General features: G+C 64.9%; 18 protein-coding genes. 11 read left to right on the top strand and 7 right to left on the bottom strand.

Going from position 1 to position 16741, the window contains the following annotated elements; translation table 11 throughout:
- Positions 1–3 precede the first annotated feature (3 nt).
- Positions 4–582 (top strand): SH3 domain-containing protein, encoded by a 579-nt coding sequence (locus tag BLT60_RS19565; protein ID WP_090879142.1) that lies wholly within the window; start codon positions 4–6, stop codon positions 580–582.
- 75 nt (positions 583–657) lie between these two features.
- Here BLT60_RS19565 and irr read toward each other — a convergent pair whose 3' ends face one another.
- Positions 658–1101, bottom strand: a complete 444-nt coding sequence (gene irr, locus BLT60_RS19560) for a Fur family transcriptional regulator Irr (protein WP_210185648.1) — start codon at positions 1099–1101, stop codon at positions 658–660.
- 353 nt (positions 1102–1454) lie between these two features.
- On the opposite strand from irr, the gene fabA reads away from it, so the two are divergent.
- The 3 genes from fabA (at position 1455) to fabI (ending at position 4231) form a co-directional block, all read left to right on the top strand.
- Positions 1455–1982 carry a 3-hydroxyacyl-[acyl-carrier-protein] dehydratase FabA gene (gene fabA / locus BLT60_RS19555; protein ID WP_090879329.1) on the top strand — a complete coding sequence of 176 codons (528 nt, stop codon included), beginning with the start codon at positions 1455–1457 and terminating at the stop codon, positions 1980–1982.
- 63 nt (positions 1983–2045) lie between these two features.
- Positions 2046–3266: a beta-ketoacyl-ACP synthase I gene (gene fabB, locus BLT60_RS19550; protein WP_090879140.1), complete on the top strand. Its 1221-nt coding sequence runs from the start codon at positions 2046–2048 to the stop codon at positions 3264–3266.
- 35 nt (positions 3267–3301) lie between these two features.
- On the top strand, positions 3302–4231 hold the full coding sequence (fabI, locus tag BLT60_RS19545; protein ID WP_090879327.1) for an enoyl-ACP reductase FabI: 930 nt from the start codon (positions 3302–3304) through the stop codon (positions 4229–4231).
- A gap of 21 nt (positions 4232–4252) precedes the next feature.
- Here the strand turns inward: fabI and grpE are convergent, their stop codons facing one another.
- From grpE to BLT60_RS19515, 6 genes are all read right to left on the bottom strand, one after another.
- Positions 4253–4918, bottom strand: a complete 666-nt coding sequence (gene grpE, locus BLT60_RS19540; RefSeq protein ID WP_090879138.1) for a nucleotide exchange factor GrpE — start codon at positions 4916–4918, stop codon at positions 4253–4255.
- Positions 4919–5042: 124 nt separating this feature from the next.
- Complete coding sequence (locus BLT60_RS25070) at positions 5043–5906, bottom strand: cell wall hydrolase (RefSeq protein ID WP_090879135.1); 864 nt, start codon at positions 5904–5906, stop codon at positions 5043–5045.
- Between the two features lie 139 nt (positions 5907–6045).
- Positions 6046–6804, bottom strand: a complete 759-nt coding sequence (locus BLT60_RS19530; protein ID WP_090879133.1) for an SDR family oxidoreductase — start codon at positions 6802–6804, stop codon at positions 6046–6048.
- A 108-nt stretch (positions 6805–6912) separates the two neighbouring features.
- Positions 6913–8340, bottom strand: a complete 1428-nt coding sequence (locus BLT60_RS19525; protein WP_244521348.1) for an amidase — start codon at positions 8338–8340, stop codon at positions 6913–6915.
- A gap of 97 nt (positions 8341–8437) precedes the next feature.
- Positions 8438–9427, bottom strand: a complete 990-nt coding sequence (locus tag BLT60_RS19520; protein ID WP_139167899.1) for a Gfo/Idh/MocA family protein — start codon at positions 9425–9427, stop codon at positions 8438–8440.
- A gap of 17 nt (positions 9428–9444) precedes the next feature.
- Positions 9445–10254 carry a sugar phosphate isomerase/epimerase family protein gene (locus tag BLT60_RS19515; protein WP_175478543.1) on the bottom strand — a complete coding sequence of 270 codons (810 nt, stop codon included), beginning with the start codon at positions 10252–10254 and terminating at the stop codon, positions 9445–9447.
- A gap of 300 nt (positions 10255–10554) precedes the next feature.
- On the opposite strand from BLT60_RS19515, the gene ccoN reads away from it, so the two are divergent.
- The 7 genes from ccoN to BLT60_RS19480 all read left to right on the top strand — a co-directional run bounded on the left by ccoN (position 10555) and on the right by BLT60_RS19480 (position 16740).
- A complete protein-coding gene (gene ccoN, locus BLT60_RS19510) occupies positions 10555–12213 on the top strand; it encodes a cytochrome-c oxidase, cbb3-type subunit I (RefSeq protein WP_090879126.1) in 1659 nt (552 codons plus the stop codon).
- Positions 12214–12228: 15 nt separating this feature from the next.
- Positions 12229–12972: a cytochrome-c oxidase, cbb3-type subunit II gene (gene ccoO, locus BLT60_RS19505; RefSeq protein WP_090879123.1), complete on the top strand. Its 744-nt coding sequence runs from the start codon at positions 12229–12231 to the stop codon at positions 12970–12972.
- Positions 12973–12983: 11 nt separating this feature from the next.
- The gene (locus BLT60_RS19500; RefSeq protein WP_090879121.1) at positions 12984–13139 is read left to right on the top strand and encodes a cbb3-type cytochrome c oxidase subunit 3; all 156 of its coding nucleotides are present in this window, start codon (positions 12984–12986) and stop codon (positions 13137–13139) included.
- A 2-nt stretch (positions 13140–13141) separates the two neighbouring features.
- Complete coding sequence (gene ccoP / locus BLT60_RS19495) at positions 13142–14026, top strand: cytochrome-c oxidase, cbb3-type subunit III (protein ID WP_090879119.1); 885 nt, start codon at positions 13142–13144, stop codon at positions 14024–14026.
- Between the two features lie 98 nt (positions 14027–14124).
- Positions 14125–14586 carry a DUF302 domain-containing protein gene (locus BLT60_RS19490; RefSeq protein ID WP_090879117.1) on the top strand — a complete coding sequence of 154 codons (462 nt, stop codon included), beginning with the start codon at positions 14125–14127 and terminating at the stop codon, positions 14584–14586.
- 187 nt (positions 14587–14773) lie between these two features.
- Positions 14774–16234, top strand: coding sequence for a cytochrome c oxidase accessory protein CcoG (ccoG, locus tag BLT60_RS19485; RefSeq protein ID WP_090879115.1), 1461 nt, complete (start codon positions 14774–14776; stop codon positions 16232–16234).
- Positions 16231–16740: a FixH family protein gene (locus tag BLT60_RS19480; RefSeq protein WP_090879113.1), complete on the top strand. Its 510-nt coding sequence runs from the start codon at positions 16231–16233 to the stop codon at positions 16738–16740. Before ccoG ends, BLT60_RS19480 begins: the two co-directional genes overlap by 4 nt.
- Position 16741: the final 1 nt, after the last annotated feature.

The raw sequence follows: 16741 nt of genomic DNA, 5'->3' as shown, positions 1-16741 counted from the left end.
TTGATGCAGGGTGTATTCGGGAAACGTTCGCTTCTCGGCGGAAAAACCAGGAAAATCTGGATTCTGGCGGCGCTGGCCGGCTTCGTGCTGGTCGCCCAGCCCTCAACGGGTCCGCAGGCGGCGCCCGCGGCTGCGCCGGGCGCCCAGATCGGGCCAAGCGGCCTGCCGGTGCCGCGTTTCGTCAGCCTCAAGGCAAGCCGGGTCAATGTCCGGGTCGGACCGGGCGAGGACTACAAGATTGCCTGGGTTTTCGTGAAACCCGGCCTGCCGATCGAGGTGGTCCAGGAATATGACAACTGGCGCCGCGTCCGCGACGCCGACGGGACAATGGGCTGGATCTTCCAGAGCCTCCTGTCCGGCAAGCGCACGGCCGTTGTCGCGCCATGGGCCGGCGGCGATCCGCGACCCATCCATTCCTCCGCAGCACCGTCCTCGACGATCACGGCCTATCTCGAGCCGGGCGTCATGGGCGAAATCGACCGGTGCCAGCAGGGCTTCTGCAAGATTTCGGGAAGCGGCTTCTCCGGCTGGATCGACCGCGAGCAGCTCTGGGGTGTCTATCCCGACGAGGAAATCAAGTAACCGGGCGCGCCGAGCGCCCCGGCCACGTCAGCAATGCGCGCCGCCCAAGGCGGCGCGTTCTTCCGGTAAACGACCTCAGTCGCGAATGCGGCGCAGCCGGACGATCACGTCGACCCGGCTGATCTCATAGCCCGGCGGCGGTGTCGGAACATCGTCGACGCCCATCTGGCCGGGCGGGATATCGACGACGCAATTGTCGTCCTCGATGAAGAAATGGTGGTGGTTGGCGGTGTTGGTGTCGAAGTAGGTCTTCGACCCGTCGACCGCGACCTCCCGCAAGAGACCGACATCGGTGAACTGGTGAAGGGTGTTGTAGACCGTCGCCAGCGACACCGGGACCCGATGCGTCATAGCCTCTTCGTGAAGACCCTCGGCGGAAATATGCCGGTTGCCGTCCTTGAACAGGATTTCCGCGAGCGCCATGCGTTGACGGGTCGGCCGCAGACCCGATTCCCGCAGCATCGTGCGGATATGGGTGCGACCGTGATCGCCGCCGATATGCGTTGTCGTGTTTTCCATCATTGTTTCCATTATCCGTGCGGTTCAAGGCCGCCGGGTTTTCATGAACGCGCCGACTATAGATTTGTCGTCGCCAATGCGCAATGAACCGCCCATTTCTGCCGTCGGCGCGGCCGTTTCGCAAGCCCGAATCGCACCGGCGCGTCGATCGGTCCCGTCCTGTCGCTCCCGGCCAGCCTGAATCGACGGCGGGGCGGGTGTTGCGCATGGCAGCCCCCGCCCCGATATTGTGGCGGCGATAGACGTTAGATGTTAGGTAGACGCGAACAGGTCGGCCTGCGGCGGGGGGCACTATGGCAGCCCAGGTTTTCGGCCATACATTTTCAGGAACAGAACGGGATATGCTCGACAGGATGAACACACGCTCATCGAGCTTCGACTACGAGCAATTGTTGGCCTGCGGACGCGGCGAGCTGTTTGGCGAGGGCAATGCCCAACTGCCGCTGCCGCCCATGCTGATGTTCGACAGGATCACCAACATCAGCGAGACAGGGGGCGAGCACGGCCGCGGCGAAATCCGCGCCGAACTCGACGTCAAGCCGGACCTCTGGTTCTTCCAGTGCCACTTCAAGGGCGATCCGGTGATGCCGGGCTGCCTCGGGCTCGACGCGATGTGGCAGATGCTCGGATTCTTCCTCGGTTGGCTCGACCTGCCCGGCAAGGGACGGGCGCTATCTGTCGGTGAGGTCAAATTCTCCCAGATGGTCTTGCCGACCGCAAAGATCGTCGAGTATGGCATCGACCTGAAGCGGGTGTTTCGCTCGAAGCTGGTGCTGGGTATCGGCGACGGCTGGCTGAAAGCCGATGGCGAAACCATCTACCGCGCCACCGACCTCAAGGTCGGTCTCTTCAAGAGCGAGTCCGAGCCGGTCGCCGGTTGACATCGCCGCGAAACGACCGCCGGAAGCGGCAAACCGACAACCAGACGAGATGAGGAAACTGAAATGAAGCGGGTCGTCGTGACGGGCATGGGGATCGTGTCCTCGATCGGCAACAACACGCAGGAGGTTTTGGCCTCCTTGCGTGAAGGCCGGTCGGGCATCGTGCGCGCCGATCGCTATGCCGAGCTCGGTTTCCGCTGCCACGTCCATGGCGCCCCGGACATCGATGTCGAATCGATGGTCGATCGTCGCGCCATGCGCTTCCACGGCGGCGGAACGGCGTGGAACCACGTCGCCATGGACCAGGCAATTCTCGACGCCGGTCTCGAGGAGAGCGACGTCTCAAACGAGCGTACCGGCATCATCATGGGATCCGGCGGACCGTCGACCCGCACCATCGTCCAGGCAGCCGATATTACGCGCGAGAAGGGGCCGAAGCGCGTCGGGCCCTTCGCCGTGCCCAAGGCAATGTCGTCCACCGCCTCGGCGACGCTCGCCACCTGGTTCAAGATCAAGGGGGTCAACTATTCGATCTCATCAGCCTGCGCGACCTCGAACCACTGCATCGGCAATGCCTATGAGGTGATCCAGCTCGGCAAGCAGGATGTCGTCTTCGCCGGTGGCTGCGAGGAACTCGACTGGACCCTGTCGGTGCTCTTCGACGGCATGGGCGCGCTGTCCAGCGACTACAACGACCGCCCCGCGGTCGCTTCGCGGGCCTACGACAAGAATCGCGACGGTTTTGTCATCGCCGGCGGCGCCGGCGTGCTGGTTCTCGAGGAACTGGAGCATGCCAAGGCGCGCGGCGCCCGCATCTATGGCGAGATCGTCGGCTATGGCGCGACTTCGGACGGCTATGACATGGTCCAGCCCTCGAGCGAGGGCGCTGCCCGCTGCATGCGCATGACGCTCGACCAGGTCGGCGACCGGAAGATCGACTACATCAACCCGCACGCGACCTCGACGCAGGTCGGCGACCTCGCCGAGATCAAGGCGATCCGCTCGGTGTTCGGCACCGACGCGCCGCCGATTTCGGCGACCAAGTCACTGACCGGTCATTCGCTCGGCGCGACCGGCGTCCAGGAGGCGATCTACTGCCTTCTGATGATGAACAACAGCTTCATCGCCGCCTCCGCCCATATCGACGAACTGGACCCGGAATTCGCGGACATGCCGATCCAGCGCGAGCGGGTCGACGACGTGCAACTCGATACCGTGCTGTCGAATTCCTTTGGGTTCGGCGGCACCAACGCGACGCTGGCTTTTTCGCGCTACGCGGACTGAGAAGAACACGAAGGCAACGGGCGGGGGACATGCGGATGACAGCAGGCCTGATGAGCGGCAAGCGCGGGCTCGTTATGGGCGTCGCCAACGATCACTCGATCGCCTGGGGAATCGCCCGGCAGTTGGCCGACGCCGGAGCCGAGCTCGCCTTCACCTACCAGCCCCCCTCGATGGACAAGCGGGTTCGGCCGCTAGCGGAATCGGTGGGATCGGATTTCGTCATTCCGTGCGATGTCGGACTTGATACCGACGCCGACGATCCGGCCTCCCTCGACTCGGTCTTCGCCGAGATCGGCCGGCGATGGGATTCGCTGGATTTTGTCGTTCACGCGATCGCGTTTTCCGACAAGGCCGAGTTGAAGGGCCTCTATGCCGACACCAGTCGCGCCAACTTCCAGCGCACCATGGTGATCTCCTGCTTTTCCTTCACCGAGGTGGCGCGCCGCGCCGCTGCGATGATGACGAATGGCGGGGCGATGCTGACGCTCACCTATGGCGGGTCGACGCGGGCGATGCCGAACTACAACGTCATGGGCGTCGCCAAGGCGGCGCTCGAGGCCTCGGTCCGCTATCTCGCCGTCGACTACGGCGACCGCCGCATTCGGGTCAACGCGATTTCCGCCGGCCCGGTGCGTACGCTGGCCGGGGCCGGCATTTCCGACGCCCGGATCATGTTCAACTACCAGAAGGAAAATTCGCCGCTGCGCCGCGCCGTCGGCCTCGAGGAGATCGGCAAATCCGCCGTCTACCTCCTGTCGGACCTTTCCACCGCAGTCACCGGCGAGATCCACTTCGTCGATTCCGGCTACAACATCGTCTCCATGCCGCGCATTGACGGCCTGAAGACGCTCGACGAACCGGGAAAGCCGGCGGAACCGGCAGGCAAGAACGGCGCCGACGACGGGGACAAGTCGGGCGGGACCAAGCCGGTTCTCGTGGCAGGGCGGCGGCAGGCGGCCGAATAGCCGCCGGCCGAAACTCCCTTCTCAGGCCGATTCGGGCGGCGGCGTGCCTGCGCTGCCGGCATCGGCCGCGCCCTGCGTTTCCTCGACCTTGGCCTCTTCCGAAGCAGGCGCCGCGGCAGCCGGAGCATCGTCATTGGCCGGTGCTGGCTTCGACGGCGCCTTGGCGACGGCGACGAGCGCCGGACGCAACATGCGCTCGCCGATGACGTAGCCGGTCTGCACGACTTCCGACACGTGGCCGGCCGGCACGTCGGCCGTCTCGGCCTCGAACATCGCCTGGTGCAGGTCGGGGTTAAACTTCGTACCCTTGGCGTCCACCGCCTTGACGCCGTACTTGGTCAGGCTCTGCTCGAGCCCGCGTTCGGTGACCTCGACCCCTTCGATCAGGGAGATCAGGTCCTTGTCGCCATTCTCCCTTTTCTCGGCCGGTACAGCGGCGATCGCGCGCTTCAGGTTGTCGGCGACCGTCAGCATGTCGCGGGCGAAGGACGCGACCGCATACTGGCGCGCGTCGGCGACTTCCCGCGCGGTGCGCTTGCGGAGATTTTCCATTTCAGCCAGCGTCCGCACCAGCCGATCCTTGAAATCGGCGGCCTCGGCGGCGATCGCCGCCACGTCTTCCCGGTCGGGTGCCGCGGTGTCTTCGGTCGTGGTCGGCTCAGGCGCCGCCCCATTGTCTTCAGGCATCGGACCTCTCAAGTCACAAACAGAAGGATTCCCGGTCCGATATCAGGCCTCGGAGACCAGAAATCAAGGAGGGGTGCTGCGAAAGGAGCGTTTGGAGGCGCGGACGCGGCCGATCCTGCCGAGCCTAGCTCCGCGAGGAGCGGCGCTGGTAGAAGATGTGGCTGCCGATGACATCGACTTTGTTCATCTCACCAGCCCAGACCGGCGAAACCGAGGTCGCGTGATAGTGGGTGGCGCTGCCAACGGCGGCGATGCGGGTCGCTCCCCCGCCCAGCAGCACCTTGCGCGCCACGTCGACCGCGCGGCGCCACGAGCCCTTGTCGGCGATGGTCTCGGCCCGGCCGTCGCAGGCAAAGGAGAACTGGCAGCGATTGAGCTTGTCCTGGTTCTGGTAGACCACGCCACAGATCGTGTTCGGGTAGTAGCGGCTGTCGACGCGGTTCAGGACGACCTGCGCCACGGCGATCTGGCCTTCCAGGCTTTCGCCGCGGGCCTCGAAATAGACCGCGTCGGCCAGGCATTTCTGCTCGCTGGACGAAATCGCGGCGAACTCCAGCGGATCGAGCAACAGGCCACGCTGCAGGACCGGCAGGGCTTCCTGTGGAGCGGACATCACCGCTTCGAAAGGCGCCATCGCCGCATCAACCGGATCGGCGGCGGCGAAATTGATAATGGGGAGGGATTCCGGCGCCGGCAGCGAGCCGGTCATCATCTCCGGGAGGCTCTCCGGCGACGTCTCGCGACGCAGCACGAATTCGCCCATCGACCAGTGGCTATCAAATGTCTGGAGGGTGCTCAGGGCGCCGATATCGGCCTTGATGGCCCGGGTGACCCCGTGGCGGAGACCGGCCGAAGAGGAGCCGATCTCGGGCTGGGCGCGTTCAGAGTGCGCCCAACGGCTGGGCGAAAGGGCAAAAAGCCCCGAAGCCAGGATGAGGACCAGCAGAATTGTTGGACGCTGTGCGCGCGCCGGTCGTCGCAGACCCATTAACCCCCGCCCCCGGAACCTTTACAAATCACGAACGGCCACCACCGCCCCTTAACACCTATTAAGATTAGGCATTCAGGCCATAATACGGCAAGCCCAAAATCGAGCCAGCGCTAGGTGAAGCGTCGTGATGAAAAGGTTAACCGCGGCCGACGAACGGCATGTTGGTGGCCATCACCGTCATGGTCAGGACGTTGGCATCGAGCGGAAGACCGGCCATGTAGACGATCGCATCGGCAACCGCCTTAACGTTCATCGTCGGCTCCGGGGCGAGCGATCCGTTGGCCTGGAGCACCCCACCGCTCATCCTCTGGGTCATGTCGGTTGCGGCATTGCCGATATCGATCTGGCCGCAGGCGATGCCATAGGGCCGCCCTTCCAGTGCCACCGACTTGGTGATGCCGCTGACGCCGTGCTTGGTCGCGTTGTAAGCGATGGCGTTGGGGCGCGGCGTATGGGCCGAGATCGAGCCGTTGTTGATGATCCGGCCGCCCTGCGGGTCCTGCGCCTTCATCAGCCGATAGGCACCCTGGGCACACAGGAAGACGCCGGTGAGGTTGGCGGAGACCACCGACTGCCACTTGTCGAAGTCGAGATCCTCGAGCGGGGTGGCGGCGACGTTGATGCCGGCGTTGTTGAAGATCACGTCCAGCCGGCCATAGGCCTCTTTCGTCCGGGCGAATAGCGCCTCGACCGACGCCGCATCGCCGACATCGGCAGAAACCGCGATTGCCTCGCCGCCATTGCCGGTGATCTCGGCTGCCACAGCCTCGATCGGCTCCAGCCGGCGGCCCGCCAGGACGCAGGCATATCCTTCGGCGGCAAGCGCCAGGACGGCGGCCTTGCCGATGCCGCTGCCGGCGCCGGTGACCATGGCAATCTTCTTCGTGTCGGACATTTTATCGGCTCCCCCTGATCAGATTCGCTTTCGGTGGCGATCTATACATGAACCTGGCGCGAAAAAGGGCGCGGAGGCGACAAAATCTCTCCCCCCGAGTGCGTGAACTCAGACACCGGCGCAGATTGGCGGCAGGCGATCGATCCATGGCTGCGCCGCTTCGAGCTGGGCGCCAACACGGATCAGGGTCGCCTCGTCGGTCGGGCGGCCGACGATCTGGACGCCGATCGGCAGGCCATCAGCCGACCAGTGCATCGGCAGCGACATCGCCGGCTGGCCGGAGATGTTGAACAGATAGAGGTAGACCGCGTCCGTCCACTTGGCGTTATACGCGTCGATATCCGGCTCCGACATGTCCCAGAAGCCGAAGGGACGCGGCGGCTGGGTCAAGGTCGGCGCAAGAAACACGTCATAGGCGGCAATGTCGCTGGCGATGGCGCGCGAGAAGAGGCGCTGCTGCTCGACATCGGTCGAATGCTCGACACCGGTCAGCGACCGGCCGCGCTCGATGATGGCGAAGATCGTCGGCGATACCTCCTCCGGCGTCACGGTGTGGCCGATGAACGGCGCGACGCTGTCATAGACCATCGCGGTCTGCACGGCGGTGATGCGGTTATACGTCTTCCACGCGGCGTCGGCGTCAATCGTCATGTCGTGCTCCTCGACATGATGGCCGAGGCTTTCGAGCAGCTTGGCCGTGTTGCGCACCGCGGTCGCGACCTCCGGATGAACGGGCCGGCCATGCGGGTCGGCGACGGTGAAGCCGATCCGCAGACGGCCGGGCTCGGCCCTGGTCTCCTCCAGCCACGGCCGGGCCGGCGGCGGGGTGTTGTAGGGATCGCCCGGCAGTTCACCCGATGTCACATCGAGGAAGGCGGCGGTATCGCGCACCGTCCGCGACACGCACAGGAAGTGGGCGGCGCCATAAAAGAAATCGGCCTGTCCCGGGGCGAGCGTCGAACGACCACGCGACGGCTTGAGGCCGACCAGTCCGCATTGCGAGGCGGGGCCGCGGATCGACCCGGCTGCGTCGCTGGCTTCGGCGATCGGCAGGATGCGCGCGGCGACCGCCGCGGCCGAGCCGCCGCTGGATCCACCGGGCGAAATGCCTTCCGCCCAGGGATTGTTGGTGCGGCCGTACATCTCCGGCTCAGTGGTCAACGCCCAGCCGAATTCGGGGGCGTTGGTGTTGCCGACGTGGATGACGCCGGCGCGCTTGAGACGGGCGCTGATCTCCGAATCGGCCGGGGCGACGAATCCCTTGAAGTAGCGACTGCTGTTGGTCTGGGGCACGCCCTCCCACATCGTCGCCAGTTCCTTGATCATATAGGGGACGCCCTGGAACGGCCCCGCCGGCAGCTCTTCGGTCGCGCGGCGGCGGGCATCGTCGAAGTTCCGGTAGATCACCGCGTTGAGGCGGGGATTGAGCGCCTCGATGCGGCTGATGGCCTCCTCGACCAGTTCGAGCGGCGTTACCTCGCCGGATTTGACCAGCGCCGCGAGCCCCAGCGCATCGTAAGAACCGTAAGCGTCCAAGACCTGTTTCCTCCCCGGAATATCGTGAAACTCTTCGGCTGGCATTCCTCCGTCCAGCCGGACTCGCCCGCGCGCATGAAACGCGCGGGCGACCTTGTCAGACTGAAACGACGGCGCCGGTTTCCATCGACTCGCGAGCCGCATTGGCGGTGCGGACAGCGAGACGACCCTGTTCCGGCGTGCCGAGCGTCGGCGCGCGGCCCTCCCGCACGCAATCGACGAAACAGGCGATCTGGTTGTCGTAGGCGTCGCCCGGCTTGGGATCGAGCGGATAGGCCTTGCCCGGCTCGTGGACGGTCAGCGAACTGCCGCCGCCCATCTCGACGCTGGCGCCGCCGGCCTGGAACCTGAACTCGATGACGCCGCCCTCGCACAGGACCTTGAGGCCGCAGGAGAAGGGATAGTCCGCCGGCATGAACTCGCTGCCTTCGACAAGGCCGTTGGCATCGCCATAGTCGACGCTGGCCTGGATGTCGTTCCACAGGCCGGGCCGGGCTTCCTTGCCCCGGGCATAGACCGTCTTCGGCGTGCCGAGCACCCAGTTGACCACGTCGAAATCGTGGACGCTGAGGTCGAGGACGGCGCCGCCGCTGAGTGCCGGGTCGACGAACCAGTCGGCCCAGGCCGGCAATTGCGACAGCCGCGATGCGACGGCCGAAATCGGCTTGCCGAGCTTGCCGGCATGGACGAATTCGACAAGCGATCCATACTCGCCCCAGAAGCGGCAGACGTGGGCCAGCATCAGGATCTTGCCGGTCGATCCGGCTGTCGCGATCATCCCGTCGCAGTCCGGGCCGGTCAGCGCGAACGGCTTTTCGAGCAGGACATGCTTGCCGGCATTCAGGGCCGCGATGGTCGAGTCGGGGTGGAGGTTGGTCGGCAGCGTGTTGCTGATCGCGTCGATCGTCGGGTCCTCGATGATCGCGCGATCGTCGGTGGTCGCCTTGGCGCCGACCTCAGCGGCGAGTTTTTCCGCCTTGTCGAGATGGCGCGACGACACCGCGACGATCTCGACGCCCGGGACCTTCGCATAGGCACGCGCATGCGTGCCGCCCATGAAGCCCGAACCCAATATGCCGATGCGCACCGGTCGCTCGCCCCCGCTCACGACAGGCCAAGCGCGGCAAGCCGCTCGTAGGACGTCTTCATCGACTGGTTGACCACGTCGAGCGCCGGCCAGGGCTCGCCGGTGAATTCGATCTCGACGCTGAGCGGGCCAGTGTAGCCACCCTTCTCGATGATGCCGAGCACCTGCTTGAAGTCGATATCGCCGTCGCCGATGCCCGGGAAGTTCCAGACCCGGCCCTCGCCAAGCTTGTCCTTGAGGTGGCAGTGAACCATTTTCGGCACGGCGATGGGCAGATCGTCGACCGCCTTCACGCCGCTGTAGAATTCGACATTGGCGGTGTCGTAGTTGATCAGCACATTCGGCCGGCCGATGCGTTCCAGCACCGGGATCGACGCCGCGCCCGACATGGTGATCTCGCCATGGATCTCGATGCCGAGGCGGATCTCGCGCACCGCCGCATAGTCGGCCAGTTCATGGATATTGCCCATGAAGGCGGCTTCATCCTCGTTCTCGCTGTAGTGACCGCCGATCGCGGTGTTCATGATGTCGATCCCCATGCGCTCGCAGAGATCGACCGCCAGTAAACCGTCGGCCAGCCCTTCCTTTGTCGTTAGATCTGAATGACCGCTCAGGCTGAGGCTGATGAGGCCGAGCTGGTTCATCATCCGCTGGATCTTGCCAAGCGTCTTGGCGTCGGCCTCGAGCGGCACATGCTCGGTCCAGCCGCGCACCGCGCTCAGTTCGACGTAACGATAACCCGCCGCCGCGATGCCCTCGAGGGCCTCTTCGACGCTGTATGTGTGGTAGCTGTTGGTGTGGCCGCCGAGCCGGTTCTTCAGTGTCATGCGATTATCCCCGATGGTTTTCTTGTTTGTTCGGTGTCGCCCGCCGGAGGACGCCCCCACACTGTCGCGACAGTCACCGACTGAACCATATCGGGAGGGGCGGGTAAACGGACCTTCGTCCGTCCGATGCCCGCGTTTTTGCATCCGTTTGTCGGACCCAATGCCGGCTTCAACCCAGGGAAGCGCCGCCGGCGACCCAACCGTCCGATATTCGGGACGTTTTGACGTGAATCAAAGTTCCGCGATCCACCCCCGGCCAATGTCCGTCCCATTGACGACACGCGCCGGCAAGGGGGCCGCATGGCGAATCCGACGATCGACCGAAAGTCCTTCACCCATGGTGAATTCGGAGTCGCTATCGCGCTGACGGTGCTCGCCGTCTTCTCGCTCGTGGTTGCGGGCAAGGCGCATTCGACCGCGTATTCGTTCCACGCCGTCCTGTTCGCGGCCGCTTCCGCCTATTTCGTCTACAAGATCGTCGACCGCTTCTACTCGCGTCCGGCCGAGCCGGAGCCGCTCGAAATCGACGGCAAGCCTAACTACAATTACGGGCCGATCAAGTTCGCCACTATCGCCGGCCTGTTCTGGGGAATCGCCGGTTTCACCGTCGGCCTCTGGGCGGCGCTCGAGCTCGCCTTCCCGGTTCTCAACTTCGACCTGCCCTGGACCACCTTCGGTCGCATCCGGCCGCTGCATACCTCGGCGGTGATCTTCGCCTTTGGCGGCAACGTCCTGATCGCCACGTCCTTCTACGTCGTCCAGCGCACCAGCCGCGCCCGGATGGTCGGCGACCTGGCGCCATGGTTCGTGGTGATCGGCTACAATTTCTTCATCCTGATCGCCGGCACGGGCTATCTGCTCGGCGTCACCCAGTCGAAGGAATATGCCGAGCCGGAATGGTACGCCGACCTGTGGCTGACGGTCGTGTGGGTCGTCTACCTGATGGTCTTCCTCGGGACGATCATGCGGCGCAAGGAGCCGCATATCTATGTGGCGAACTGGTTCTTCCTCGCCTTCATCCTGACCATTGCCGTCCTGCATCTCGGCAACAACGCGGCGATCCCGGTCTCGGTCTTCTCGTCGAAGTCCTACATCGTCTGGGCTGGCGTCCAGGATGCGATGATCCAGTGGTGGTACGGCCATAACGCCGTCGGCTTCTTCCTCACCGCCGGCTTCCTCGGCATCATGTATTACTTCATCCCGAAGCGGGCCGACCGACCGATCTATTCGTACCGGCTGTCGATCGTCCACTTCTGGTCGCTGATCTTCCTCTACATCTGGGCGGGCCCCCACCACCTCCACTACACCGCCCTGCCCGACTGGGCGCAGACGCTCGGCATGACCTTCTCGATCATGCTGTGGATGCCGTCATGGGGCGGGATGATCAACGGCATCATGACGCTGTCCGGCGCCTGGGACAAACTCAGGACCGACCCGGTCTTGCGGATGATGGTGGTGTCGGTCGCCTTCTACGGCATGTCGACCTTCGAAGGGCCGCTGATGTCGGTGAAGGTGGTCAACTCGCTGTCGCACTATACCGACTGGACCATCGGTCACGTCCATTCCGGGGCGCTCGGCTGGGTCGGCTACATCTCCTTCGGCGCGATCTACTGCCTTGTGCCGTGGCTCTGGAACCGCAAGGGCCTGTGGTCGCTCAAGCTGGTCGAATGGCACTTCTGGCTGTCGAGCATCGGCATCGTCCTCTACATCACCTCGATGTGGGTCGCCGGCATCCTCCAGGGCCTGATGTGGCGCGCCTATAACTCGCTCGGCTTCCTTGAATATTCCTTCGTCGAAACCGTCGAGGCGATGCACCCCTTCTACCTGATCCGGGCGCTTGGCGGCCTGCTGTTCCTCGCGGGCGCATTGCTGATGGTCGTCAACATCTGGAAGACGATCGCCTCGCCCGAGGCATCGGCGGCGCCGGAAGCCCGGCCCGTCATGGTCCCGGCCGAATAGGGAAAACACGACACCATGTCCCTCTGGGAACGCCACAAGATCTTCGAGACCAATTCGCTCGTGCTCTTCTTCGGAGCGCTGGTGGTGATCGCGATCGGCGGCATCGTCGAGATCGTGCCGCTGTTCTATCTCAAGAACACGATCGAGACGGTCGATGGCGTTCGCCCCTATACGCCGCTCGAACTCGCCGGCCGCAACATCTATGTCCGTGAGGGTTGCTACAACTGCCACTCGCAGATGGTGCGGTCGCTGCGCGACGAGGTCGAACGCTACGGGCATTATTCGCTGGCCGCCGAGTCGATGTATGACCGGCCCTTCCAGTGGGGTTCGAAGCGGACCGGGCCGGACCTCGCCCGGGTCGGCGGCAAGTATTCCGACACGTGGCACCTCGACCACCTCAATGCGCCGAGTTCGGTCGTCCCGTCGACGGTGATGCCGGCCTATCCGTGGCTGGCCGAGACTGAACTCGACATCCGCTATATCGGCGAGGACCTCATTGTCCAGCAGACCCTCGGCGTGCCCTATACCGACGAGATGATCGAGACCGCGCGCCGCGACGCGGTCACGCAAGGCACCCTCGACGCGCTCGACAGCGAGGGACTGCTTGAACGCTACCCCAACGCCAATATCCGCGACTTCACCGGGACGGTGGCGGCGACAGGACGGCTGACCGAGGCGGACGCGCTGATCGCCTATCTCCAGTCGCTCGGCACGGCCATCGACTTCAACCTCTACGACGACAGCGCCAACATCCGCTGAGGAGTGCACCGATGTCCGACACCTATATGGCGCTCGCGGAATTCGCCCAGTCGTGGGGCCTTCTCTATTTCGTCGCGGTCTTCGTCGTCGTCCTCCTGATCGTCATGCGCCCCTCGCAGAAGCAGCGCTACGACCAGGCGGCCCGGCTGCCGCTCAGCGAGGACTGACCATGGCCGACAGCGAACACAACGAACCCAGGCTCGATCCGGTCACCGGCTACAAGACGACCGGCCACGACTGGGACGGCATCGAGGAACTGAACCACCCGCTGCCGCGCTGGTGGCTGTGGATCTTCTATGCCTGCATCGCCTGGTCGGTGGTCTACTGGTTCATCTTTCCCGCCTGGCCGCTGGTCTGGTCGGCGACCGGCGGTCTGATCGGCTGGAATTCGCGCACCGCGGTCGACCAGGAGGTGGCCGCGCTCGAGACCAATCGCGGGCCGATGATCGATCGCCTGACCAGCACCGAGATCGCCGCGATCAAGGACGACCCGGAACTGCTCGATTTCACCCGCGCCTATGGCAGCATCGCCTTCAAGGAAAACTGCGCGCCCTGTCACGGCGTCGGTGGCGGCGGATCGAAGGGCTATCCCAACTTGATCGACGACGACTGGCTGTGGGGCGGATCGATCGACAATATCGGCCACACCATCGCCTATGGCGTGCGCAACGACAACGCCGACAGCCGGTACAGCGAGATGCCGGCCTTTGGCCGCGACGGGCTCCTGAGCGGCGCGGAAATTCGCGAGGTGGTCTACTACGTCCGTTCGCTTGCCGACCTGCCGGTACCGAGCAGCGCCGATCTCACCGCCGGCGCCGAGATCTACGCCAGGGACTGCGCCAGCTGCCACGGCGAGGCCGGCACCGGCGACCAGGAACTCGGGGCGCCCAATCTGACCGACGCGATCTGGCTCTATGGCTCCGACACCGCCGACATGATCGCCACGGTCACCAATGCCCGCAACTCGTCGATGCCGGCCTGGGGCGAACGTCTCGACCCCACCACCGTCAAGGCGCTGACCTTCTACGTCCACAACCTGGGCGGCGGTGACTAGAACTAGAACGCGCTTCGGTCTCGCCGCCAATTGATTGTTGCTTCCGTCGTACCCACCTTAACCCTTCGCGGTCGGGGGGCCGGCAGTGGGAGCGACTGATGATTTTTACACGCGTAACGCAGGCCATTCTTCTTATCGGCGCGATCGCCACCTCCTCGGCGGCGGTGGCGGACGATGACTGGCAGGTGAAGACCAGCCCGCATTCGGTCGCAGAGACCGTCACCCGGCTCACCGCCGCGATCGAGGGCGCTGGCGCGAAGGTCGCCGCGGTCATCGATCATGCGGCTGCTGCCGAAGAAGTCGACCTCGAACTGGCACCGACCACCGTCGTGATCTTCGGCAATCCCAAGATCGGCACGCCGCTGATGCAGGAAAACCAGAAGATCGGCCTCGACCTGCCGCTGCGCATCCTCGTCTGGCAGGACGGCGACGAGACCAGGGTCGGCTATATCGAGGCCGAGGACCTGGCCGAGCGCTACGACATCGACGACGACAGCAAGGCGGTCAAGATGATCGAGAACGCGCTCAACAACCTGAGCGACGCGGCGGTCGCCGACTAGGCCTCCGGGACCCGACGCAAACCTGTCGCGTCCCGGGCGCGACCGTGCGCGCGTCGCGTGGACAACCCAAGGGTGCCAGACACAGTCCGCGCGCGACAGGCTGCGTTGCGCGCGTTGATCCGTATCAACGCCTGCCGACCCCTCCATCGCTAGGGTTCCGGCAGGCGCCACCGGATCCCGTTCGACAATGACTGTTCCCGCACAGATCGACCCCGCTGACGACAGCGGCCAGTCCTTCTACGAAAAGCACAAGAAGATCTATCCGCAGAGCGTCCACGGCACGTTCCGGCGGATCAAGTGGATCGTGCTGATCGTGACGCTCGGCATCTATTATTTCACGCCCTTCATCCGCTGGGACCGGGGCCCGGGCGCGCCCGATCAGGCGGTGCTGATCGACCTGCCGGCGCGGCGCTTCTATTTCTTCTTCATCGAGATCTGGCCGCAGGAAATCTACTACCTCACCGGCCTCCTGATCCTCGCCGCGCTGGTGCTGTTCCTGATGAACGCGGTCGCGGGGCGGGTGTGGTGCGGTTATCTCTGTCCGCAGACAGTGTGGACCGACCTGTTCCTGCTGATCGAGCGCTGGACCGAGGGCGACCGGCGCGAGCGCATGCACAACGATGCGGGCAAGCTCACGCCCCAACTCGCGGCGCGCAAGACGCTGAAGCATTTCCTCTGGCTGATGACGGCGTGGTGGACCGGCGGCGCCTGGGTTCTCTACTTCTCCGACGCCCCGACGCTGGTCCATGATCTCGCCACCCTGCAGGCGCCGTTCATCGCCTATCTGTGGATCGGCATCCTGACCTTCACCACCTATGCACTGGCCGGCCACATGCGCGAGCAGGTCTGCCTCTACATGTGCCCCTGGCCGCGCATCCAGGCGGCGCTGACCGACGAATATGCCCTCAACGTCACGTATCGGCTCGACCGCGGCGAGCCGCGGATGTCGGCGAAGAAAGCCACCGCGGCGCTGGCGCGCGGCGAACCCGCCGGAGACTGCGTCGATTGCCACCAATGCGTCGCCGTCTGCCCGACCGGCGTCGATATCCGCGAGGGGCCGAATCTCGGCTGCATCCAATGCGGATTGTGCATCGACGCCTGCGACACCGTCATGGAGCGGCTCGACCGGCCAACCCGGCTGATCGCCTATGACACCGACATCAACATCGGCGAGCGGTTGGCCGGCAAGTCGACGATGGCCCGCATCGTGCGACCGCGCACCCTGCTCTATTCCGCCCTGATCCTGATTGTCGGCGCGGTGATGGCGTGGTCGCTGTCGGCGCGTTCTATCAGCTCGGTGAACGTCATCCATGACCGCAATCCCGAATATGTCGTGCTGTCCGACGGCGGCATCCGCAACGCCTACACGGTGCGCATCCTCAACAAGCGGACGACACCGCGCACGTTTGCCATTTCCGTCGATGGCCTGACCGACCCGGTGGTCGAGGTGACCGCGGCAAACCCGGCCGACGGCGAGCAGATCGTACCCGTCGGGGCCGACCAGACCCGCGAAGTCCGCGTCATCGTCAGCGTCCCGGAACCGCCAGCCGCCGCCTCGGTTCCGGTCACCTTCGTGGTGACCGATACCGCCGACGGGGAGACCGCGACCGTCACCGACAACTTCCGCGGACCGGGAGACGGGACATGAACCTGCGCCTGCCACAGGTCTCTTCAACGGGCGAATGGCGGCTGACCGGACGCTCGGTCTTCCTCATGCTCGTCGGCTTCTTCGGCTTCGTCACCATCGTCAACATCGCGATGATCCAGGCCGCAATCTCGACCTTCGGCGGCCTCGACACGCCGAGTTCCTACCAGGCCGGGCTCGACTTCAAGAGCGAGGAGGCCGCCGCCGCCGCCCAGCGCGCGCTTGGCTGGACGGTCGATGGCGAACTGACCTCGGACGGCGACGCGGAGACCCTGACGGTCGATATCGTCGACAAAACCGGCGCGCCTGTCTCCGGCGTCATCGTCGACGCCCGCCTGGTCCATCCGGTCGATGCCCGCCGCGATGTCTCCTTCGTCCTGGACCCGACCGGACCAGGCCACTACCGCGGCATGGCCGTGGCCCATGCCGGCTATTGGCGGCTCGATATCGACGTGACCCGCGAGGGTGAAAAACTGTTCCACTCCCGCAACCGGGTCCTGGTGCATTGAC

This window comes from Bauldia litoralis, assembly GCF_900104485.1.
Classification (GTDB): Bacteria; Pseudomonadota; Alphaproteobacteria; order Rhizobiales; family Kaistiaceae; genus Bauldia; species Bauldia litoralis.
This window is presented reverse-complemented; position numbering and strand designations above follow the sequence as displayed.